Source organism: Microbacterium sp. FW305-3-2-15-F-LB2, from assembly GCF_058787255.1.
In genome coordinates this window covers 3552002-3573961 of record NZ_JBYSZO010000001.1, presented here as the reverse complement: position 1 = coordinate 3573961, position 21960 = coordinate 3552002, and the positions used below count along the sequence as shown (strand labels likewise).

The 21960-nt window shown below is 68.8% G+C and carries 20 protein-coding genes; 10 read left to right on the top strand and 10 right to left on the bottom strand.

What is annotated here, in order from left to right; genetic code table 11:
* Positions 1 to 4: 4 nt before the first annotated feature.
* Positions 5 to 2140: a DUF6049 family protein gene (locus tag AC3WLZ_RS17205; protein ID WP_492470919.1), complete on the bottom strand. Its 2136-nt coding sequence runs from the start codon at positions 2138 to 2140 to the stop codon at positions 5 to 7.
* Positions 2141 to 2246: 106 nt separating this feature from the next.
* On the opposite strand from AC3WLZ_RS17205, the gene AC3WLZ_RS17200 reads away from it, so the two are divergent.
* The 3 genes from AC3WLZ_RS17200 to AC3WLZ_RS17190 all read left to right on the top strand — a co-directional run bounded on the left by AC3WLZ_RS17200 (position 2247) and on the right by AC3WLZ_RS17190 (position 7480).
* A complete protein-coding gene (locus AC3WLZ_RS17200) occupies positions 2247 to 3761 on the top strand; it encodes a DUF7059 domain-containing protein (protein ID WP_492470918.1) in 1515 nt (504 codons plus the stop codon).
* 222 nt (positions 3762 to 3983) lie between these two features.
* Positions 3984 to 5411, top strand: a complete 1428-nt coding sequence (locus AC3WLZ_RS17195; RefSeq protein WP_492470917.1) for a CCA tRNA nucleotidyltransferase — start codon at positions 3984 to 3986, stop codon at positions 5409 to 5411.
* 146 nt (positions 5412 to 5557) lie between these two features.
* Positions 5558 to 7480 carry a M1 family aminopeptidase gene (locus AC3WLZ_RS17190; protein ID WP_492470916.1) on the top strand — a complete coding sequence of 641 codons (1923 nt, stop codon included), beginning with the start codon at positions 5558 to 5560 and terminating at the stop codon, positions 7478 to 7480.
* Positions 7481 to 7656: 176 nt separating this feature from the next.
* Here the strand turns inward: AC3WLZ_RS17190 and AC3WLZ_RS17185 are convergent, their stop codons facing one another.
* The 3 genes from AC3WLZ_RS17185 to AC3WLZ_RS17175 all read right to left on the bottom strand — a co-directional run bounded on the left by AC3WLZ_RS17185 (position 7657) and on the right by AC3WLZ_RS17175 (position 10445).
* A complete protein-coding gene (locus AC3WLZ_RS17185) occupies positions 7657 to 8769 on the bottom strand; it encodes a hypothetical protein (protein WP_492470915.1) in 1113 nt (370 codons plus the stop codon).
* Positions 8766 to 9125, bottom strand: a complete 360-nt coding sequence (locus AC3WLZ_RS17180; protein ID WP_412923084.1) for a PadR family transcriptional regulator — start codon at positions 9123 to 9125, stop codon at positions 8766 to 8768. Before AC3WLZ_RS17180 ends, AC3WLZ_RS17185 begins: the two co-directional genes overlap by 4 nt.
* 285 nt (positions 9126 to 9410) lie before the next feature.
* Positions 9411 to 10445 carry an NAD(P)-dependent alcohol dehydrogenase gene (locus AC3WLZ_RS17175; RefSeq protein WP_492470914.1) on the bottom strand — a complete coding sequence of 345 codons (1035 nt, stop codon included), beginning with the start codon at positions 10443 to 10445 and terminating at the stop codon, positions 9411 to 9413.
* Between the two features lie 345 nt (positions 10446 to 10790).
* On the opposite strand from AC3WLZ_RS17175, the gene AC3WLZ_RS17170 reads away from it, so the two are divergent.
* Positions 10791 to 12098 (top strand): GAF domain-containing protein, encoded by a 1308-nt coding sequence (locus AC3WLZ_RS17170; RefSeq protein ID WP_492470913.1) that lies wholly within the window; start codon positions 10791 to 10793, stop codon positions 12096 to 12098.
* 21 nt (positions 12099 to 12119) lie between these two features.
* Here the strand turns inward: AC3WLZ_RS17170 and AC3WLZ_RS17165 are convergent, their stop codons facing one another.
* The gene (locus tag AC3WLZ_RS17165) at positions 12120 to 12695 is read right to left on the bottom strand and encodes a TetR/AcrR family transcriptional regulator (RefSeq protein WP_492470912.1); all 576 of its coding nucleotides are present in this window, start codon (positions 12693 to 12695) and stop codon (positions 12120 to 12122) included.
* Positions 12696 to 12779: 84 nt separating this feature from the next.
* Here AC3WLZ_RS17165 and AC3WLZ_RS17160 point away from each other — a divergent pair, with 84 nt between their 5' ends.
* The 6 genes from AC3WLZ_RS17160 (at position 12780) to AC3WLZ_RS17135 (ending at position 17814) form a co-directional block, all read left to right on the top strand.
* Positions 12780 to 13562: an MBL fold metallo-hydrolase gene (locus tag AC3WLZ_RS17160; RefSeq protein ID WP_492470911.1), complete on the top strand. Its 783-nt coding sequence runs from the start codon at positions 12780 to 12782 to the stop codon at positions 13560 to 13562.
* A complete protein-coding gene (locus AC3WLZ_RS17155) occupies positions 13559 to 13945 on the top strand; it encodes a carboxymuconolactone decarboxylase family protein (RefSeq protein WP_492470910.1) in 387 nt (128 codons plus the stop codon). Before AC3WLZ_RS17160 ends, AC3WLZ_RS17155 begins: the two co-directional genes overlap by 4 nt.
* Before the next feature lie 42 nt (positions 13946 to 13987).
* Positions 13988 to 14512: a hypothetical protein gene (locus tag AC3WLZ_RS17150; RefSeq protein WP_492470909.1), complete on the top strand. Its 525-nt coding sequence runs from the start codon at positions 13988 to 13990 to the stop codon at positions 14510 to 14512.
* Positions 14513 to 14848: 336 nt separating this feature from the next.
* Complete coding sequence (exaC, locus tag AC3WLZ_RS17145; protein WP_492470908.1) at positions 14849 to 16399, top strand: acetaldehyde dehydrogenase ExaC; 1551 nt, start codon at positions 14849 to 14851, stop codon at positions 16397 to 16399.
* Positions 16400 to 16589: 190 nt separating this feature from the next.
* On the top strand, positions 16590 to 16976 hold the full coding sequence (locus AC3WLZ_RS17140) for a DUF779 domain-containing protein (protein ID WP_492470907.1): 387 nt from the start codon (positions 16590 to 16592) through the stop codon (positions 16974 to 16976).
* Positions 16977 to 17232: 256 nt separating this feature from the next.
* Positions 17233 to 17814: a hypothetical protein gene (locus tag AC3WLZ_RS17135; protein WP_492470906.1), complete on the top strand. Its 582-nt coding sequence runs from the start codon at positions 17233 to 17235 to the stop codon at positions 17812 to 17814.
* A gap of 581 nt (positions 17815 to 18395) precedes the next feature.
* Here the strand turns inward: AC3WLZ_RS17135 and AC3WLZ_RS17130 are convergent.
* The 5 genes from AC3WLZ_RS17130 to AC3WLZ_RS17110 are packed head-to-tail and all read right to left on the bottom strand — an operon-like array spanning position 18396 to position 21874.
* A complete protein-coding gene (locus tag AC3WLZ_RS17130; protein WP_492470905.1) occupies positions 18396 to 19343 on the bottom strand; it encodes an SDH family Clp fold serine proteinase in 948 nt (315 codons plus the stop codon).
* Complete coding sequence (locus AC3WLZ_RS17125) at positions 19340 to 19672, bottom strand: ubiquitination-like system serine protease family protein (protein ID WP_492470904.1); 333 nt, start codon at positions 19670 to 19672, stop codon at positions 19340 to 19342. The genes AC3WLZ_RS17130 and AC3WLZ_RS17125 overlap by 4 nt, the downstream gene beginning before the upstream one ends.
* Positions 19660 to 21036, bottom strand: coding sequence for a ThiF family adenylyltransferase (locus tag AC3WLZ_RS17120; protein ID WP_492470903.1), 1377 nt, complete (start codon positions 21034 to 21036; stop codon positions 19660 to 19662). The genes AC3WLZ_RS17125 and AC3WLZ_RS17120 overlap by 13 nt, the downstream gene beginning before the upstream one ends.
* Positions 21033 to 21413, bottom strand: a complete 381-nt coding sequence (locus AC3WLZ_RS17115; RefSeq protein WP_492470902.1) for an E2/UBC family protein — start codon at positions 21411 to 21413, stop codon at positions 21033 to 21035. The genes AC3WLZ_RS17120 and AC3WLZ_RS17115 overlap by 4 nt, the downstream gene beginning before the upstream one ends.
* On the bottom strand, positions 21410 to 21874 hold the full coding sequence (locus AC3WLZ_RS17110) for a multiubiquitin domain-containing protein (protein WP_492470901.1): 465 nt from the start codon (positions 21872 to 21874) through the stop codon (positions 21410 to 21412). The genes AC3WLZ_RS17115 and AC3WLZ_RS17110 overlap by 4 nt, the downstream gene beginning before the upstream one ends.
* Positions 21875 to 21960 lie beyond the last annotated feature (86 nt).

Here is a 21960-nt window from a genome sequence, read left to right as displayed (position 1 = left end):
CGGCTCACGCGTCCGTCTTCTGCTCCCCGCCGCTCTCGGTGGCATCGTCACCCGCTGCCGTCTCAGCGGCCCGTGCCCGTCGCCGCCCGGTGATGGTCCGCAGGACACCGATGCCGAGGAAGATCACCACGAGCGCGATGATGACGATGAGGCCGATGCTCTCCCACTCGGCGCGCACCTCGACCTGCACGCTCTGGCGTGCACCGACCGGCTCGCCCGTCGGGCTGTACAGCTGCATCGCGACGTCGACCTCGCCGTTGGCGATACGGGCCTCGACCGGTACCTCGACGCGGGTGTTGGCGGCGGCCTGAGCGTCGATCGGGGTGCTCGCCTGCACACGCAGCCGCACATCGTCGGGCTGAGCCCGCAGCACCACCGTGATGGGCCACGGGAGGTCGTTGCGCACCCACGGACGGAGGGGGGCACTGGAGCTGACGAGACGGAAGTCGGAGGACAGGATGCCGACCGAGTCGAGGGTGGTCTGCGTTGCGGCGCGGTGGTCGGCGACGGCTTTGCGGGCGGCATCCCCGGTCCAAGCGACATTCAGAACCTGCAGCACTTCGGCGCGTTCGCGCCCCGTGAGGAGCTCGGGTTCGTCGAGGATCGTCGCGAAGCGGTCGATCGTGCCCTCGTCCGCGGTGAGCGCCGAGACGTCGGCGGCCCGCACGGCGTCGGGCGCGGCGTCAGCGAGGGTGACTTCCGTCGCCGGTGCGGCTTCGATCGCCGCGAGCGTCGAGGTGGTGTAGCCGGGCGCGGATGCCAGGGCGCCCAGCGTTGCGCGCAAGCTCACGCGCGAGCGATCGGTTCCACGGTCGAGGACGGCGAGGACCGGTCTGTCGCCGGTACCCGTGCGCGCGAAGGCGAGGTGACCCGACGCGGCCGCCAGAGCCGCACCGCGACGCGCCGTGTCGTTCTCGGCCGCGGCGGTGGTCAGCGCGCTCGACACTTCGGCGTCGTAGACGAGGGTCGAGACTCCGCCGATCGTTGCGCTCGCGGTGGTCGGAGTTTCGGCGAGATTGCGAGAGGCGACGAGCACGCGAGCGGCCGCGGACTCCGTTCCGAGAGCGCCGAGCGCGTTGATGACTCCGGCGTCGACCGACGCCGTCGCGGGCCAGAACACGTTCTGGTCGGTGGAGCCGATATCGAGCAGGGCCGCGAGGTCGGGAAACGACGGCTGCCCCGGCGCGGCCGACTCGGTGGGACTCGGTGTCGTCACGGACGCGACGGGTTGCGTGAAGTCGGCCGCGGTCATGTAGGACCGCAGCGACGTCGGCGCGAGGGGCGTAGCCAGGCCCGCGCGAATCTGCGCGGAGAGGTCGGCGTCGCCGAACTGCAGGGCGAAGCGGTCGTTGGGAAGAGAAAGAAGACGTTGGAGCCACGCGACCGCCGTGGGAGGGGCGGCCGACCCGAGCACCCGGATCGCCGCAGGAATCGCCGGATCGACGGCGAGGGTGGCGAGTGTCCCATCGACCGCGTCGAGCTGCGCCGACAGCGGGCCGTCGACCGCCGTGAGGTCGGCCAGTTCGCTCGCCGTCAGGAGCCCGCTCGTGCGGGGAGCCGCCGTGATCGGCACGACGACGGCCAGCGGGGTGGTCGCACCGTCGGCCGGGATGACGACCACGGTCGGCGCCTGCAGCGAGGTCCCCCCGGTGGTCTGCACGAGCAGGGGATAGACGCCGGCAGCGCGCCCGGCGAGCGAGGGATCCGTACCCGGCACCGTGAACGACACCGTGTTCTGCGCCGCCGCGCTGGTGGCATCCAGGGTTCCCGTCGCGATCTGCTGAACCGCGACGCCCGACGTGTCACCGCTCAGCCACCTCGTCAGGGTCGCGTCATCAGCGAGGGGCGCCGTGCCGATCGACAGGGTCGCCGAACTCGAGGAAACGGTCGCGTCGCCGGGGTTCGCCAACGTGCTCAGCACGGCCAGGGTCTCGCCCGGGCGCAGGATGCCGTTGCCGGCCGGGGCCGCGGAAAGAACCGGTGGCGCTGTGCTCGCGGAGACGGTGGGAGACGGAGTGGCGGCCGTCGCCGCGGCCGGGACGGCCAACCCGACCGCGATCGCTGCGACCGCGAGGGTCGCCAGCAACCGGCGCGTGAGAGAGCGCCGCGGTGCGGGAGAGCCCGAAGGCAGGGAGGTCACGGTCATACGATCGTTGGTCGGGCGAGGGGGCCTCGCACCGCGACGAGTCTAGGCCCGCGTACCTCGGAGCCCCCCGATAGCCTCGCGCAGACGGTTGAATGGACCGGTGCTCCCCGAACCCGACCCGACCCTCTGCCGGGCGCTCGCCGACGACCTCCGTTCCGCGGAGTTCTCGGGGGCGTCCCTCCGTGGCGCGTGGGGCGCCCAGGCCGACGACGCCGTGGCCCGTGGCCTGCGCGGACCGGCCGAACGTGCCCTCGGCGACCGTCGCGACGCTCTCGCCGTGCTCGGTCGTCTGTGGGGTCTGGGTGCCGAGGTCTCGAGGGAAGATGCCGAGGCGGCCCTGCCGCGCCTCGGCCTCGCCGGTGCCGTCCGGCTCGGCCTCGTCGCGCTCGACGGCGATCGGGTCGTGTCGGCGGCGCTCATCCGGCCGCAACCGTTCGCCGACGCCGAGGGCGACGTCGAGTGGTGGATCGCGAGCGACCTCGACGAGGCGGCACTCGGGGGGCCGCTGCCCGAGGACCACGTCCTCGGGGTCGGCGGCGCCTCGCAGACGCTGGCGAAGCTGCAGCTCACGTGGCGCGGAGGCTCGGCGCTCGACCTCGGCACGGGATGCGGCATCCAGGCATTGCGCCTGCGGCGACTGGTCTCGCGCGTGATCGCGACCGACATCTCCGAACGCGCGTTGCGCTTCACCCGCCTGAACGCTCTCCTCAACGACGTCGACGGTATCGAGACGCGGCTCGGGTCGCTGTTCGAGCCCGTCGAGGGCGAGACGTTCGACCGGGTGGCATCCAATCCGCCGTTCGTGATCACGCCGCGCGTCGCCGGGGTTCCGGCGTACGAGTACCGGGACGGTGGGCTCGAGGGCGACGCGCTGGTCGCCTCCGTCATCGCGGGCGTGGGTGCGCACCTCGAACCCGGTGGCGTCGCGCAGTCGCTGGGCAACTGGGAGTACCGCGACGGCGAGTCGGGGCTCGATCGCCTTCGCGCGTGGGTGGATCCCTCCCTGGACGCGTGGGTCGTCGAGCGGGAGGTGCTCGACCCGCTCGCCTACGCCGAGCTGTGGGTGCGCGACGGCGGCACCGTGCCCGGGACACCCGACTACGCGCGGCTCATCGACGCGTGGCTCGACGACTTCGCGCGGCGCGGCGTCACGGGCGTCGGGTTCGGGTACGTGCTGCTCCGGCGTCCGCTCGCGGGCGCACCCACCCTCGCCCGGTACGAGCGCGTCGCCGGGGGCGGCGATACGGCATTCGGGCCGCACCTCGCGGCATGCCTCGAGAATCACGACCGTGCGGCTCTGCTCGACGACGAGGGACTGGCATCCGCGACTCTGCGCTTCTCCCCCGATGTGACCGAAGCCCGCCATCACCGCCCGGGCGAGGAGTCGCCGTCGGTCATCGAGCTGCGGCAGGGCGGCGGGTTCGCCCGGACGATCGAGGTGGATTCGGCGCTCGCCGCGCTCGTCGGAGCCTCCGACGGCGACCTCTCGGTCGGCGCGCTCGTCGACGCGATCGCGCAGCTCTTGGACGTGGATGCCGAGGAGCTCCGCGCCGACATCCTGCCGCGGGTGCGCGAGCTCATCGTCACCGGGTTCCTCACGTTCGCCGACGCGTGAGGGTGGGGCGGCCTGTTCCGCGAGACTTCATCGCGCCGACAACCCTCACGCAGACCGCGGGCCACATGTCGGCCCGATGAAGTCTCGCGGAACCGGGGAGAGGACCCCGGTGGGGCGCGGGCGCGACCTCGCGGAACCGGGGGCGGAACCCGGGGTTCGCGCGGGCCGGAAGGGCGGTGCCGGGACTCCGGCGCGTCGGTGGCCCCGGTTAGGCTCGAAGGCATGCTGAACATGGCCGACGGTGTCGCGCGCCTCGGCGAGCTCGCCGAGCATCCCGTCGTGGCGACGTTGGCTCGCGTCTTCGCCGAGGCGGGGCGCGATCTGGCGATTGTCGGCGGCCCCGTGCGCGATGCACTGCTCGGCCGCACGACTCACGATTTCGACTTCACGACGGACGCGCGCCCCGACGAGATCCTTGCGCTGGTGAAGCCGGTGTCGTCGGTGCAGTGGGACGTCGGCCGCGCCTTCGGCACGATCGGGGCCAAGGTCCGCGGCGAGCAGGTCGAGATCACGACGTACCGGGCCGACAGCTATGACGGTGTGACCCGCAAGCCCACGGTCGAGTTCGGCGACACGCTCGAGGCCGACCTGAGCCGCCGCGACTTCACCGTCAACGCCATGGCGCTGCGGGTGCCCGCGCGCACGCTGGTCGACCCGACCGGCGGTGTCGAAGATCTCCTCGCGCAGCGCCTCCGCACCCCCATCGACCCGGCGGTCAGCTTCGGCGACGACCCGCTGCGCATGCTGCGTGCGGCCCGGTTCGCGTCGCAGCTCGAGTTCGCGGTCGACCCCGACACCCTGGATGCCATCGCCGAGCTCCGCGGCACGCTCGAGATCGTGAGTCCCGAGCGCGTGCAGGCCGAGCTCGTGCGGCTGCTGCAGACGGACGACCCGGTGCGTGGCATCCGGGTGCTCGTCGAGACGGGGCTCATCGAAGAGTTCCTGCCCGAGATCCCCGCGCTGCGGCTCGAGGTCGACGAGCACCACCACCACAAAGACGTGTACGAGCACTCGCTCACCGTGCTGCGACAAGCGATCGCGCTCGAGCAGCAGCGGCACCCCGGCTCTGCTCCCGATGTGCCGCTGCGTCTGGCCGCGCTTCTGCACGACATCGGCAAGCCCGCGACGCGTCGCCTCGAACCCGGTGGCGGCGTGACGTTCCACCATCACGACATCAAGGGCGCGCGTATGGCCCGCAAGCGGCTGCAGGCCCTTCGGCTCGACGCCGCCACGACGACCGTCGTCTCGCGTCTCGTGGAGCTGCACCTGAGGTTCTTCGGCTACGCCGAGGGGGCGTGGACGGATGCCGCGGTCCGCCGCTACGTCCGCGACGCCGGTGACGAACTCGAGCGCCTCCACATCCTCACGCGAGCCGATGTGACGACGCGGAACAAGCGGAAGGCCCAGCGCCTGGCATCCGCGTACGACGACATCGAGGCCCGCATCGTCGCGCTGCGCGAGCAGGAGGAGATCGACTCGATCCGCCCCGAGCTCGACGGAAACCGCATTCAGGAGGTGCTCGGGCTGAAGCCGGGGCGCGAAGTGGGCGAGGCGTACCGCTTCCTGCTCGACCTCCGACTCGACGAGGGCGTGCTCGGCGAGGACGAGGCCGAGAAGCGGCTTCGAGAGTGGTGGGCCGCGCGCGGCTGAGCTTCGCCGCGGTGGCGGCGTGGGTTTCTGCCGGGCGTGCTGCGTCGGGGGCGCCGTCGGTGGGCCCGAAATCTGGCCGTGGCTGCGAGCGTCAGCTTTCTCCCCACGGAAATCCTGAGGAAACGCTGTGTGTCTAGTGTCCTCCCATGACCCCCACACCCCGCGCCCTGAGTGCGCTCGCCGTCACGGTGCTGACGGCAGGATTCCTGGCCGCCGGACTTCCCGGTGTCGCCCTGGCCGACACCGTTGCACCGGCCGCTGACGTCTTCCCCCAGGTGGGAACCGCCGACTATGACGTCGAGCACTACGACGTGCAAATGGACTACCGCGCGAGCGACGACGTCTCCGTCGTCACGACGATCACGGCCTCCGCGGCGGCGACGCTCGACACGATCCGCCTGGACTTCGAGGGCCTCATCGTCGACGCCGTGTCCGTCAACGGAACCGCGGCCGCCTTCACCCGTGAGGACGATGCCGCCGCGACCCTGCACAAGCTGGTCGTCGCGCCCGCGGCGCCGGTCAGCGGCGACTTCACCGTCGAGGTGAGCTACCACGGTGCTCCCGGGACGCACCAAGACCCGGACGGCTCGTTCGAGGGATGGATGCCGACGAGTGGCGGCGTCGTCGCGCTCGGCCAGCCGGTGGGCACGATGACATGGCTGCCGAGCAACAACACTCCGAGCGACAAGGCGACCTACGACATCGAGGTCACCGCACCGACGCAGACGAATGCGCGAGACCTGGCGGTCGCGAGCAGTGGCAACCTCGTCGGTCGGGAGGGTGTGGGCGCCGACCGCACGCGCTGGTCGTGGAGTGTCGGCACGCCGCTGTCGACCTCCATGCTCGTGCTCGCGGTCGGGCCTTACGACGTCTTCGGATCGACGATCACGCTCGCGAGCGGACGAGTACTGCCCGAGCTGTCGTTCGTCACGGTCGATGCTTCTGACGAGGACAAGGCACTGGTCGCGGACATGCGCGGCCGGATCACCTCGATGCTCAACTGGCTCGAGACGAAGCTCGGACCCTACCCCGGCGAGAGCACCGGCCTCATCTACGACTACGCAGACGTCGGTTATGCCCTCGAGACCCAGGACCGGCCGTTCTTCGACGGGTGGATCGACGACACGACGCTGCTTCACGAGCTGACGCACATGTGGCTCGGCAACTCGGTGAGTCCGCGCACGTGGTCGGAGATCTGGCTCAGCGAGGGAGGGGCCTCGTTCTTCGAGTCGTACTACGCGTGGGAGGTGCACACCCAGACCGATCCCCGTGAGCTGGCCACAGAGGCCATCGGGCCCGATGGCGACCCCGACATCTGGCAGATCCCCACGGTCGGTTGGACCGACCCCGCCCAGGTCTTCGGTAGCCAGAGCTACACGCGCGGCTCCTACGTCTACAGCGCCCTGATGAACGCCATCGGACCCGACGGATTCGACGCCGTGCTCCGTGCCTGGACCGCGAAGCACGCCACATCATCGGTTGTCACGCAGGACTTCCTGACGCTCGCGAATGAGGTGTCGGGCCGCGATCTCAGCCGCACGCTTGTGCAGTGGATCTCGAGCGACGCCCCTCCCGCCGTGCCGGCGGTCATCCAGTCATTCGAGCCGCTCACGGCGAAGACGACCGCGGGCACGTCGCCGGAGCTCCCCGCGGAGGTCACCCCGCTCTACGCGACAAAGTCCGGTGTGCCGGCGTCGGGTGTGCCGGTGCCGGTCACGTGGGACACCGCTGGTGCCGACTGGTCGACGCCGGGCACGGTGACGCTGACCGGGTCGGGCACCGACTTCTTCGGTGCGCCGTTCACCACGGCATCCATCGTCGTGACCGTCGTGCCCGGACCGACCCCGACCCCTACGGGATCGCCGACTCCGACCGCGTCGCCGACGGCTTCCCCGTCGCCGACGGTCTCGCCCTCGGCGAGCACCCCCGGGGTGGCGCAACCGCCGGGCACCGCGTTGAGCGCGACGGGGTCGACACCCGCGTACGGCGCGCTCTTCGCCGGAGGCATGCTGCTCGCGATCGGTGCGGCTGTGCTGGTGATCGCGCGCCGTCGTCGACGCGCGAATTGACTCGGATGCCGACCGGCTCGGGGCGGGGGAACGCGAACGGGGCGTGATTCGTGCGCCCCAATTCGCCGAATCACGCCCCGAGTGTGCGGATGCCTAGTCCTCCTCGTCGTGCGCCTGTTCCAGCGCAGCGATCACGAGGTGCGTGAGGTCGATGCTCACGATGCGCGGCTCGTCGCTCACGGCGTCGCCGATGCGCTCGGGGTGGGGGTGGCATCCGGAGCCGCTTCCGCCCCGGTGGTCGGGCTGGGCAGCGGGTTCGAACCGGGAGTCGGTGCCACGTCCGTGGGAACGGGCTGCACCCGCAGGAAGGGGAACGTCGTCGCCTGCGCCTTCGCGACATCCGTCGCGGGGTCCCACGACATCACGCCCGGCGGGATCTCGCGCAGGGGATAGATGTTCCAGGTGTCGCTCGCACCGGGGGCGGTGTAGGGCACCGGTACGGGTCCGCCGCCTCCGTAGAAGTAGTTGTCGAAGGACGCCGGACCGTTCTCGCGGCCGACGGTCGTGAGCGGGTTGCCGTCCTGGTCGAACAGTTGCACCGCCGGGATCGCATTGCCGTCGGCGTCGAACGCGAAGATGTTCCGCACGCGCTGTCCGTCGACCGAGAGGCCGGGCGTGTACGACGGCCCGCTGGAGGCGCTGCTCGACGAGTCCCACACCATCGACTGCAGGCTCGATCCGAGCGCCACCAAGGTGAACGGGGTCAGCAGTATCGCCACGACGGTGACGGTGGTGCGGATCCCCCGCGCGATCCGGTTCGGGGCCCAGCGCCCGCGTCCCCATTGCACGCTGATGAGGAGCAGCGCCGCCATGAGCACGATGCCCGGGAACTGCACCGCGCCGATGAGGTAAGCGATCGGTCCCGACATCCAGCCGTACCCCGACCAGAAGAAGGGGCCGATGAACAGGTAGAGCACCACCGCACGGAGGATCCACCACAGCGGACGGAGGGATGCCAAGAAGTCGAGGGTCCACGCGGCCGCCGGGTTGCGCCGGATCTGCGCGTCGATGGACCGGACGAGCCCGGTGACGCGCTGGAGCACCGGCGTGCGCTCCGTCGGGGCGGTGTCGCTGCGCTCCGGGAGCCCCGCGGCCGCGCGCAGCTCGGCGGCGTAGGTCGTGGCATCCGGGAGTTCGAAGGCGTCGCCGGCCTCGATGGCTTGATCGGAGAGGTCGGCCTCGAGGCCATCGAGCAGATCGTCGACCTCGTCGGAGGGAAGGTCGTCGAGTTGCGCGCGCACCGCGGTGGCGAACGTGCGGATGTCGTCGCGGACGGGCGTGGTGATCATCGGGCGTCTCCGATCGTGCGCAGGGTTTTCGGTCGCGTGGTGTCGTCGAGCAGGGTGGTCATGGCGGTGGAGAAGTGCGCCCAGCTCGCGCGCTGCGCGTCGAGCAACTCGCGGCCCTGCGGATTGATCGCGTAGTACTTGCGGTGCGGTCCGCCGTCGGACGGGACGACGTAGCTCGACAGCGCGCCCGCGGAGTAGAGCCGGCGCAGGGTGCCGTACACCGAGGCATCCCCCACCTCTCCGAGTCCCGCGTCGCGCAATCTCCGCACGATGTCGTACCCGTATCCGTCGTCGTGCTGCACGACCGCGAGCACCGCGGCATCCAGCACCCCCTTCAACAGCTGCGTCGTATCCACGCCGCCCCCTCTCGCTCGTCTGCCTCGGACAGTACCACGCGATGCGCGGTAGTGCGCAGTGCGGATTCCGGATGCCGCGGATATGGGGTGCCGGTCGGGTGACCGGGTTTGGGGCGCGCGACTCCGTTCGGGGCGGGAAATTCGCGCCCCAAACAGCAGAATCACGCCCTAAACGGGGCGGAGCGGGGCCCGGGGCGGGCGGGCCCGAAGCGGGAGCGAAACAGGGGCGGAGCGCGAAAGGGGGTGGCATCCGAGATTCCGGATGCCACCCCCTCGACGCCGTGCTTACGGAACGATGACCGCGCGGCCCCGCACCTCACCGTGGTGCAGGCGCTGGTAGGCCTCGACCGCCGAGTCGAAGCTGTAACGCTCGACGTGGACGCCCACGGCGCCGCTGCGCGCGAGGTCGAGCACCTCGATCAGCTCACCGCGCGTGCCCCAGTACGGAGCGCGCACCGCGGCGCCCATCGGGGTGGAGAAGAAGCCGGCGGGCATGATTCCGCCGCCGATGCCGACGATGTGGATGAAGCTGTCGATGCCGGCCACCTGGCGGGCGAGGTCGACCGTGGGCTGCACGCCCACGAAGTCGAACACGGCCGTTGCACCGAGGCCGTTCGTCAGCTCGCGGATGCGTTCGGCGGCGTGCTCGTCGGAGTTCACCGTGTGGTGCGCGCCGACCTCGCGGGCGAGGGCGAGCTTGTCCTCGCCGAGGTCGACGGCGATGACGGTGGCCTGCGAGATGGCGCGGAGGATCTGCACGCCCACGTGTCCGAGTCCGCCGACACCGATCACCACGGCAGCGGCCCCGGGGTACAGCTTCTCCTTCGCCGAGACGATCGCGTGGTACGGGGTCAGGCCGGCGTCGGTCAGCGACACCGTTTCGACGGGGTCGAGGTCGCCGAGCGGCACGAGGTGACGCGGGTCATCCACGATGACGTACTCGGCCATGGCGCCGGGGCTGCCGAGCCCGGGAGGCGTGATGCCCAGCTCCGCGGCGTACGGGCAGTAGTTCTCGGCGCCCTGCGCGCACGCGTGGCAACGGCCGCAGCCCCAGGGTCCGTAGATCGCGTACGCCTCGCCGATGTTCACGCCCTCGACGCCCTCGCCGAGCTCGTCGACCACACCGGCGCCCTCGTGCCCGAGGGTCAGGGGCAGGCCATAGGTGTACTGGTCCTCCGGCAGGTCCATGACGAACCAGTCCGAGTGGCACAGACCGGCCGCGGTGACCTTGAGTCGAACCTGGCCGGGACCGGGGTGGGGCTCGTCGATCTCGACCACTTCGGGTCCTTTACCGATCTCGCGGTACTGCACTGCTTTCATGGCATCCCTTTCTTCGGGGGCTGTTGGGGATACCTCCACCGTGCGCCCGAGGGTGACCGGTGTCGAGGGGGTCGACGGCGTTTTCCGGCGTTGGGAATCGCTCTCATTAATGCGTGTGAATGGATTCCGGGATGCCGGGATCGACACGCCGGAGGGTGCTCGGGCGCCGGTCGTCGCGGGGCGTTGCGCGCGGTCGCGGGGTGTTGCGCGTGGCCCCGGGGCCACGGATCGCGCACCCGAACCCGTCGCGCGGCGCAGGGCGCCTGGCATCCCCCGTGAACCCTCCCGCCCCGGCCCCCACCGACCTACACTGGACGCACCTCCGTCACCGTCGATGGGAGTTCCGTGCCTTCACCGTGGTCGCGTCCCGCGATCTCCCCCGAAACGTCGGGGCTGCTGATCGCGCGCGCCCACGACGAATTGCTCGCCGGCAACGAGGATCGACGACTCGCCGACGTGCGCCCGCTGGTGCAGGAGTCGTGGCGGCGGTCGCTGGCATCCCTCGTCGGTCCGGAGGGCCTGCCCTCGCTCGACCTCGCGTCCGAGGAGCTCGAGGCCTACCGTCGCGCGCATCCGCTGGCCGGGGTCATGGACATGGTGCGGGGTCTGCTGCTGCCGGGCACGGCCGAGGACTCGGGTGTCGTGGTGGCCGTGGGAGACGCCGCCGGGCGCCTGCTGTGGGTCGAGGGCGACCGGCACATCCGCACCCTGACCGGCGACATGGGCTTCGTCGCGGGGGCGAACTGGGCCGAGGATGCCGTGGGCACCTCCGCCCCGGGGACGGCGCTGACGCTCGACCGGTCGGTGCAGATCCGCGGTGCCGAGCATTTCAACCGGCTCGTGCAGCCGTGGTCGTGCACCGCGGCACCGGTGCACGATCCCGAGACGCGTCGGCTGCTCGGCGTCATCGACGTCACGGGAGGCCCCGAGGCCGTGACCCCGCAGGCCCAGTTGCTCGTGGATGCCACGGCTCGGGCGATCGAGAGCGAGATCCTCGTCGGGCGGCTCCGTGCGCAGCAGGACCCGCCGCCGCGTCGTCCGCGGCGCTCCCCCGGTACGCGTGCCGTGCTGCGGATCCTGGGCCGCGACCGTGCGCTGCTGGAGGTGTCGGGCCAGACCGGCGAGACGGTGGTCGAGCTCGGTGCGCGGCACGCCGAGATTCTGCTGCTCCTCGCCGTGCACCGCGAGGGGATGTCGGCCGAGGCGCTGAGCGAGGCGGTCTACGGGCACCCGGCGACCGAGACGCTGCGCCCCGAGATGGTGCGGCTGCGAAAGGTGCTCGCGCCCCTCGCGCCCGCTCTGGTGCCGGCATCCCGGCCGTATCGGCTGCCCGATGGCCTCGAGACCGACGCCCAGCACGTGCTGTCGCTGCTCGACCGAGGGGCGCATCGCGTGGCGCTTGCCGCGTATCGCGGGCCGGTGCTGCCCGACTCGGTGGCCCCCGGGGTGGCCGACGTGCGCGAGTCGGTGCGCCAGGCGCTGCGCGAAGCGCTGCTGGAGGAAGCGGGGGTCGACGTGCTGCTCGCCTACGCCGACACCGCCGATGCGCGCGACGACGCCGAGCTGCTGCGCCTGTGCCTCGGGATGCTGCCCGCACGGTCGCCGAAACGCGCGGGCCTCGTCGCCCGGATCGAGCGCCTCGAACAGGACTGACGCGGGAAGTCCCCGCGGGGCTCAGGAGGTTTCGTTGCGCCCGAGCTGCGAGACCGTGCGGTCCACCACGCTGGCGACGAAGGAACGGCCCGCCGGGCGGCCCTCGAAGGTCACTCGCACGAGGACGGCCCCGGTCAAGAGCGACAGCGAGACGTCGACGTCCTCCGCCGGGAGGTGAGTCTCGAGCACCTGACGCAGTCCGGCCGTGCCGGTGTCGTACAGACGTCCGCGCAGTTTGTCGACGAGGGGGTCGGTACCGCTTCGTTCGATGACGCCGCCGAGTACGCGCGCGAGCTGGCCGGTCGACAGGTCTGCGGCAAAGTCGGTGAGCGCGGAGATGAGGTCGCCGCGGAGGTCACCTGTCGGCTCGGGGTGGTGGGCGGCGTCACAGATGCGGTCGACCGCATCGCGGACGAGGTCGATGCGCTGGGGCCAGTGGGCATAGATCGTCGCCTTTGCGTAGCCCGCGCGTCGCGCCACCTCGGCATGCGTGACGTGCTCCCAGCCCTGGTCGAGCAGCACCTCGGCTGCGGCATCCACGACATCGCGCCGCGTGCGGGCGATGCGAGGGTCGGTCGGCTCAGAACTTGCCAGCATGTCGAGCAGTCTAGACAAAACTGGGCTGCCAGACATTTAATGAACAACATGATCAATACTGACCACAACGTACAGATTCCTGACGTGAGCGTTCTCGCACTGCCGACGGGCAGCTACGCGTCACGTGCCGCGTTGGCGTTCCGCGGAGGTTCTCTCTTCGATAAGCGCCAGTTCGCCGCCACGGCTGCCCTCGTGCGGCACCCGGCCGGTGACCTGCTCATCGACTCCGGTTTCGGTCGCGACTTCGAGCGCCACCTTCGGATGCTGCCGGCGTTCCGCCGGTCAGCGCACACGGTGGAGATGCCCGTCATCGATCAGCTCAGCGCCGCGGGGTACGACCTCGCCCGGTTGGCGGGGATCCTGCTCACGCACTCGCACTGGGATCACGTCAGCGGGATCGCCGACCTGGACGTTCCCGTCCTCCTCACAGATGCCGAGATCGGCTACGCCGGCCACGCGAAAGACGACAGGGTCTTCGCCGAGGTCTCGCGCGACCGCCGGCTCGTGACTTACGCCTTCGACGACGGGCCGTTCGAGGGGTTCCCCGTCAGCCACGACCACTACGGCGACGGATCCATCGTGATCGTCCCTGCGGCGGGGCACACGTCCGGTTCGGTCATCGTCTTCGTGCGCACCCCCGGAGAGAAGTACGCCTTCATCGGCGACCTGGCCTGGCAGCTCGAGGGAGTGCAGCGCAACGTTGATCGGCCCTGGCTGATGCGGCGTCTCGCCGACAGTGATCCGGCGCGCGTGCGGGAGGATCTGGCTCGTGTCTCTGCGCTGGCCGACCGCTATCGCGTGATCCCCGCACACGACGCGCGAGCGTTCGCCGGCATCCCGATGCTGAGCGAGCAGGCGTTCCGATGAGCGACTCGGCGCGGATGGCCGCGGGGCGGCGCGTGTATGCGCGCAACTTCGGAGTCGACGAGGCGACCGCCCAGCGGCTCATGGAGGGTAGGGCGGGCCCAGCCTTCGTCGAAGAGGCCTTCCTTGCGGCTGGCGGCCCCGGATGGTCGGGATCGCATCTGACCGACCGAGACCGAGCTCTCTCCACGATCGCGGCCCTCGTCGCCCAGGGCGTCACCGACGATCGGCTCGCGGTGTACCTGGGAGTAGCGCGCCGGAACGGTATCGACGACGACGGTCTGACCGAGCTCATGATCCTGCTCACCGCGTACGTCGGCCAGCCGTCGACCTCGCTCGCGATGCAGACTGTGCGAGGAGCGGATGGGGAAGCACCCGACGAGTGACGAACCGTCGAGGATGTCGGAGGCCCTGGTTACGCTGAATCCATGGACGAACAGACGCTCGACATCTTCTCGGCAGCTCGCGCCCGTCGCGATGTGGGGCGCATCCGTGACGCTGTGGCCGAGGTGAAGGCCGGCGACATCGCCCGCGTCCTCGTCCGTTCGCCGCGCTACGGGCTGTACGCCCTGGAGGGCACCGTGCGCATCGGCGTCGGCGGTCAGCCGCTCGTGGGCGACGTCATCCTCGCCACGAGTGCCGAGATCCAGCGCATCGACCTTGGCATCCCCGCCCCCGAGCCGGCACTGTCGGCCGACGTCGTCGACCCCTCGACGCTTCCCCACGGCACGCCCGTGCGCGTCACGTTCATCACGCCGACCCACAACACCTTCGCCGTGACCGGTCCGATCACCGCCGGCAACGACCGCTTCCTGCTCGTCGGCAGCTGGATCGTGGCCGACGACCGCGCGATCGCGCCCCGCGTGGTGAGCATCGAGCGCCTCGACGACGTCGACCTGCATGAGGTCAACGTCCCGCCGCTGCGGTCGGTGCTGGTCGACGCCGACGCGTAGGCGCACGACGTGACAGATGCCGCGGCCTTGGGGTCGCGGCATCCGTCGTTCTGCGTGGCAGGCGGCCGCTGCCCGGTCGGCGTCGCCGCGCCGCGCGGGCGGGCTTGCGTCGCGGCCGGGCGGTGGCGGGCGCGGGCGGGCGGCCGTGGGCGGCGCCGAGAGCACACGATCCGCGCGAGAGCACCCGGTCTGGGCGACCCCAACGTGTGATCTCGAACGGAACGTGTGATCTCGCGGCCCAAGCCCGTGCAACCGGATGCAACGTGCCCCGGCGTACCGTCGGCGCATCGCCGCCCGGAGCCGTCGCGGCGTTCATGACCGTCGAAGGAGACACGCATGACCATCGTCGAAGAAGGCGTTTCCAGCGTCTACGCCGCCCCCGGACAGCGCGGGGCCGTCGCCCAGTATCGCGAGCGGTACGGGCACTACATCGGCGGAGAGTGGGTCGAGCCGCACAGCGGCGAGTACTTCGAAGACATCACCCCCGTCACGGGCAAGCCGTTCTGCGAGATCGCGCGCGGTGACGCCGCCGACATCGACCGGGCCGTGGATGCCGCCTGGAAGGCGTTCGCATCCTGGAAGAAGACCACGCCCGCCGAGCGCAGCGTCATCCTGAACAAGATCGCCGACCGCATCGAGCAGAATCTCGAGATGATCGCGGTCGCCGAGACGTGGGAGAACGGCAAGCCGGTGCGCGAGACGCTCGCCGCCGACATCCCCCTGACCGTCGACCACTTCCGCTACTTCGCGGGTGTGCTGCGGGCGCAGGAGGGCTCGCTCAGCCAGCTCGACGAGAACACCGTCGCGTACCACTTCAATGAGCCGCTCGGTGTGGTGGCGCAGATCATCCCGTGGAACTTCCCGATCCTCATGGCCGCGTGGAAGCTCGCTCCCGCGCTCGCCGCGGGCAACTGCGTCGTGATCAAGCCGGCCGAGCAGACGCCGGCGTCGCTGCTGTTCCTGTTCGACATCATCGGCGACTTGCTGCCGGCCGGTGTCGTGAACATCGTCAACGGCTTCGGTATCGAGGCGGGGGCGCCGCTCGCGCAGCACAAGCGCGTCCGCAAGGTCGCCTTCACGGGTGAGACCACCACGGGTCGCCTGATCATGCAGTACGCGTCGCAGAACCTCATCCCGGTGACGCTTGAGCTCGGAGGCAAGAGCCCGAACCTCTTCTTCGAAGATGTCGCGCGTGCCACCGACGACGCGTACTACGACAAGGCGCTCGAGGGCTTCACGCTCTTCGCGCTCAACCAGGGCGAGGTGTGCACGTGCCCGTCGCGGGCGCTGATCCAGCGGTCGATCTACGACCAGTTCCTCGGCGACGGCCTCGCGCGCGTCGGCAAGGTGAAGCAGGGCAACCCGCTCGACCCCGAGACGATGATCGGTGCGCAGGCCTCGAACGACCAGCTCGAGAAGATCCTGTCGTACATCGACATCGGCAAGGCCGGCGGCGCGAAGCTGCTCACCGGTGGCGAGCGGGTCGACCTCGGCGGCGAGTTGTCGGGCGGCTACTACGTGCAGCCGACGGTGTTCGAGGGCACGAACGACATGCGGATCTTCCAGGAGGAGATCTTCGGCCCCGTTCTCTCGGTCACGTCGTTCGACGACTTCGACGACGCGATCTCGATCGCGAACGACACCCTCTACGGCCTCGGCGCCGGCGTGTGGAGCCGCAGCGGCGACACCGCGTACCGCGCCGGCCGTGCCATCGAGGCCGGACGCGTCTGGACCAACACGTACCACCAGTACCCGGCGCACGCCGCCTTCGGCGGGTACAAGCAGTCGGGCATCGGCCGCGAGAACCACCTGAAGATGCTCGACCACTACCAGCAGACGAAGAACCTGCTCGTGTCGTACGCCGAAGGCGCGATGGGCTTCTTCTGATCGACGGAGCGTCGGGGCGGCGGGTCGCCGACGCTCAGTGACCCCCGGGTTCGCGCCCGGGGGTCACACCCATTTCGAGCGTGATGCCGCGGCGACTGCTCATGGGTTGGGCGGACCCTCGTCCCACTTATGGCCGGTTAGCGGCTGCTCAGCCAACACATTTTGGGACATGAACTGAAAGGAGTGGGACATGACGACCCAGCTCTCCCGCGTGGACGTGACGGATGCCGCGGCCGCGCTGCTGCGCGACCTGACCGCGAAGCACGGCCCGCTGATGTTCCACCAGTCGGGCGGCTGCTGCGACGGCAGCTCCCCCATGTGTTACCCGGTGGGGATGTTCCTCACCGGCCCCAGCGACGTGCACCTCGGCCACATCGACGTCGGCCTCGACGACCCGATCGAGGTGTACATGTCGGAGTCGCAGTTCGAGTACTGGAAGTTCACGCACCTCACGATCGACGTGGTGCCGGGGCGTGGTGCGGGGTTCTCGGTGGAGGGGCCGACGGGCATGCGGTTTCTGATCCGGTCGCGGATGCTTACCGAGGAGGAGGCTGTGGCGTTTGGGGTGGGAGCGTAGGCGTAGAGCTGAAGGTCTCACCGCAGCTGACAATATGGGGCTGGCACTAGCTCGATTGAGTCGGACCAGTTAACTGGGGAGAGAGCCAGCACCGGAAGACCGCTCGTGGTCTCTGGGGTAAGCGCGTCGATGCTCGCCACGGAAGTTCCGTCCGCCCGGCGCGACTATAGAAAATGCTGGTTTTGCTACGCGTATGTGGCACGCTTGCGTCATGGGGAGGAATTCCACAATCGCTCGCCGAGTCAAATACGTAGTCGTGGGCATTGCCATCGGCGTCGCAGCGACGCTCGCAACGCAGCTCTTCTTTCGGCTTTCCGAATTAGTGACGTGGAGCGCGAAGGCGGAGATTACTTTCGACACCATAGCGGCGTGGCTGGGTGTCGTAACAAGCGGGGCGATTGCAGGCATCGGGTTGTTCGTTGGCTCGCGAGTGTCAAAGCATCAAATTCGCGTCGATCAGGAGAAAGCCCTGACCATTGCCTTGGAGTTTCAGCTACGAGTTCGAGTGCTAAGGGGAGAGAATGAGTATCTGAATAGGTGGGCCGTGCATCTGTATGTCAAGAAGGGCCAACCCGTCTCGGACCTTCAACTTCTTGTCGATGATAAGGTGGTTCACTCGCAGGATGTGTTCTGGCTCACACGCGATAGCCCTTATGTTTGGAAATGCCCGCAGCCGCTAGAAAATATGCCCAGAACTCGGGATGAAATCGAAGCCAACAGATACATCAGATCCCATGTTCGACAACGCGTGAAGGTCGATTTCACTGCTTTCGGGTATCGTTTCCGCCGAACTGCTGGGGGAATCGAAAAGCTTGGCGCAGCACCACGGGCCTTCTAGGCTGAATCCGACGAGCTTCGGCGGGGGCCGCTCGCGTCGCTAACAGCCTGCGAGGAACGCGACCAGCTCTCGTGGCTAGCGGCCCGGAGACCAGGGCTAGCTCGTGGATACCGGCCTTGTTAAGATTGGGCGCTGCAACCGTTGGCCCGCATCAGCGCTCCGACTGAGATCCGGCCAGCCTGCCGGTGCCGCCGAGTCCCGTGGTCCTCATCTATGCCTCGATGAACAAGCCGGGCGCATCGTTACGACCGTGCGTCACGTCGTGCATTGTGCTCAACTAGTGGAACGACCGAAGGTCTTGGAACATACAACCTGAGCTCTCCGCGCAGAACGGATTTACTGCGCGGTGCGCGCGATGACAATCGCAGGCAACCTGGACCCACTCTTCGTCGTCGCCAGCTCGTTGGTGATCGCTGTGGGCCTTGCTTGCGTAGCAGCGATGGGCCTTTCGGCCTGGTCTTTCAGTCAGGCCGCAACGGTCGAGGTGCCATTCACACGACGTTCCACAGGTACGTGGAGGCGAGCGGTTCCCATTCGGTGGCGGTACAGGGATCATGGCTCGGGGCGTCACATCGCCACCGCTACGGCAACGCGAGCGAAGCGTAGGACCCCTCAAAGAGCTTTACCGAGCCATTGGCGGCCGTGATCTGGAGGCAAAAAAGGCGCCAGTAGAGCTGCCACTGACGGTCGTGCGGGGAAAGGTATTTGACGCTGAGCCCCAACTTGAGCAGCGCTTCCTGGGGGATCATCTGCCCGTGAGAGCGCCATTTTTGGGTATCGCTGAGGTCATCCACAATTGCGCTTGCTTCAGCCTCGTCCTTGATCATGCCTGTCGCCAGGAGCGCGGCCGCAATCGATCGCGACCGGGTCGTTGCTTGCTCCAATCTACGGATGGTGCTGGGCTCCATCTTGTCGAGCATCAAGCGGGCGACGGGATCGGCGGGGTTCTCGCGGAGCATGTTCGCCCAGTCGTTGAACGCGTCGAGGTAGCTCTGCGCAGAGATGGCCTGGAGGTGACCTTTGCCGTTAGGCAGCTCCACCTGAGGGTCGATAACGCCCAGCTCTGAGGAGTCGGACATGAGGATAGCGTCGGCGCCCAGGGCGATGAGAGTGGCGGCGCTTTTTGCGTAGTCCGGCACGATCACTCTGACGGGTGCTGTGCCAGCCCGTTTGCGAACAAGGGTGATCAGCTTCTCAGCGGCGTCGATGCTCCCGCCGGGCGAGTGCAGCATCAGATCGAGGGGAGTGCCTGGGACCGTGTTGTGCAGAAGGTCAACCATTGCGATGACGTCGTCTCGCTCGATCTGAGAGTTCGGGGAGACATAGCAGATCAAGCTGGTCTTGGTCATCTGCTCAATCTCCTTGATTAGCGCCTGGCGTGCGTAGCGGGGCGCGTTCAGCGCCTCGTACAGGGGCGTCTTTGAGGGGATGCGAGGGCCCGGGGTTGGTTCAGGGGTCGGAACCGGCGTTGGGACGAAAGGCTCGGGGTTCTCTTCGTCGCTATCGCCCGGATTCGGCTCGATCGTCATCGGCGGCCCTTTCGTTCAACCCATCGGATGCGCCCGTCGCGCACGATGTAATGGCAGTGACCAGCGGCGCTTTCTTCATCGACGCTGGGTGCGAGTGTGAGCGGACGCTCACTGGTGACGCGCCACCGAGGGTAGTGGTTGTCGTCCAAGTTGAGGAGCACTCGATGCCCGTTTCCGCAGGGGCAGTCGAAGGCAAGCCACTTCTGGTAGCTGGTGCCGACGATGGCGGCCTGTCGGCGGCGGAGGCGGGCCGGAACGTCATCAACGGAATCGACGTGCAGAAGGACCCTCCACCGCCACCAGTATCGAAACCGGTTCAGGAGGTCCAATTCAGCCCCAGGAACATGTCATGGCCCGTGCCGATACGCGGATTTGCCGGGTCGCAATAGTGGTCCGAGTGTGGGTCCTCGATGTTCCCGCGGAGGGTGCGGTCGTGGATGTAGAGGATCAGCTCCGACGGGGTGGGGGTGTCGCCGTAGCCCACGAGACGCTCCAATAGCTCACTGACGGCGGTGGCTGCAACAAGGGTGGTGAAGGTCACCACGGCCGGTTCCACCCCGGGCAGGGCCGGGGCGTAGCCTTCCTTCTCGAGACGCCGCTGCTCTTCTGCGGAGCGAGTCTCGGCTTCGGCGAGGCCGAAGTCGATCCGGTCCCGGCAGATGAGGCATGCAGCCCCGGGGTGCAGGGTAGTAACTCGCCCGAACACGCCGGCAATGATGCCGTGCGCGTCGGCAGGGATCTGGACGCCGCAGTCGATCACGGGGACCAGGTAGTAGTAGGGCAGGCGAGACAGCCGTAGACGCCCCGCGTTGTCGTCGGTGCAGCCGAACACGACGTCGGCACCCATGAGAGTGCGGGCGATGCGTTCGGTGAGGATGGTGCCCTGGATGCGAGTGGTGTGCACGCCGTCAGCGATGCGTTCGAGGTGATCGCCGAGAACATCGACCTTGGCCCGGCCGACGTCGTCGGGGGTGGAGCCGTAGACGCGGGTCGTGTTGGAGTCGGAGAGGGTGTCGGGGTCGATCAGGATGAACGAGCGGACCCCGAGGCGGGCGAGCTGCTCGGCGGTGGCCGAGCCGGTGCCGCCGGCACCGACGATCGCGACAGTGAGACTGCTGATGGTGCTCTGAATGCCGTCACCGAACGCGCGGATGTTCCGGTCAAACAGGGCGCGGTCTGCACCTGCGGGAGAGTCATAGGCAGGGCGGAAGATCCACCGGTCCCCGATCGCGGACAGCCGCGTGATCGGGGTGGTAACGAGCCCGCTGAGCTCGCCAGCGAAGGTCAGAGCATCGCCGTCGTGGCTGACCACGAGGTACCCGTACTGATCGGTCTCGGTGCGGTCGCCGAAGAGCGGTTCGAGCTGATCGTTGACGCCGCGGTCGTGGATGCTGGGGCGGGGGATTGCACGGTTCCCCGGGTGGCTGTGGACCCACAGCGCCATCGCGCCACGATCACGTGCGGTCTTGAGGGCGTGGATGTACCCGTCGGATGTGATCTGCAGTGCGCGATTGGTGCGGACCTCGTAGGCCTCCTCGGGGACCGCGATGAGCTCGTTGCCAAGAAGGATGACGTCGCCGGTGTCGGTGACGACCTGGTATGCGAGAAGCACGGCGCCTGCCTCGATCGGGCTGGTGGCCATGGCCACCAGCCCGTCGTGCAAAGGGCCGGTGAGGCGGAGCGTGGCGCTCATGCGGCGGCGCTCCCCAGCTCGGTGCGCAGCAGTCGCACGTAGCTCTCCAGGCCGTCGATTCCGGACCGCCAGGCGGCCGGGTCCAGGTGCCGCGACCAGCGCTGCCAGCTGCGACTGTCGTACGTCTCGATGATTTCCGTGGCGGGGATCACCCCACCACCGACCGGAGTCAGGTGGGGGATGATCCACCACATGTCCGGGGGGGTGTCAGGGTAGCTGGCCGAGAGACGGAACAGCACGCTGGCGGTGGTCGCGTTCAGCCCGGGCGGCAGGGGGAAGTCGATCAGTTCGACGTTGAGCATGCCGCCGTCGTCGAAGACGCGGTAGGCGATTCCGGACCGGTCAAGGAACTCGCGGTCCGGCTCGGGGAGCTTCACGACTCCTGTCCGGGGTTGATGCGGCCGGGGGCGGTGAAGAACCGCATGCCGTCCTTGAGGTGGACGATGTCCTCGTCCTGCACCTTGACGTCGCGCTTGTCGGGGATGTCGCGCCAGAGATCGCGGTCGGCGGCGACGTCCGGGCTCGGCAGAGTGCGGAGCTTGGCGCCGGTCATCTTGCGCTCGAAGACCTCGTACTCGACGCGGTCGATGCGGATGGTGATGGCGTCGATCTCGGTGAAGAACCGCATGCCGTCGGTGACGTTGACGCTGCCGGCGGGGTCGAGCTCCTGGTCCTGCTCGTCCTCGATGTCCAGCCAGAGATCCTTGTCGTCCGGGACGGGCGGCTGGCGCAATGCGCGCAGCGCGGCGACGGGGGTCGGGCCGGCGTGGATCTTGTAGGGCTCGCCGTCGATGTGGATGGTGATCTTCCCTGCACGGGATGCGGAGCTGTCGCTCATGTTGTCCTCCTCAGGACTAGTAAGTGATACCACGATACCAGAGGTTTATGGTGCTATGCACCTTGCAGCCATGATAGCTTGCAATA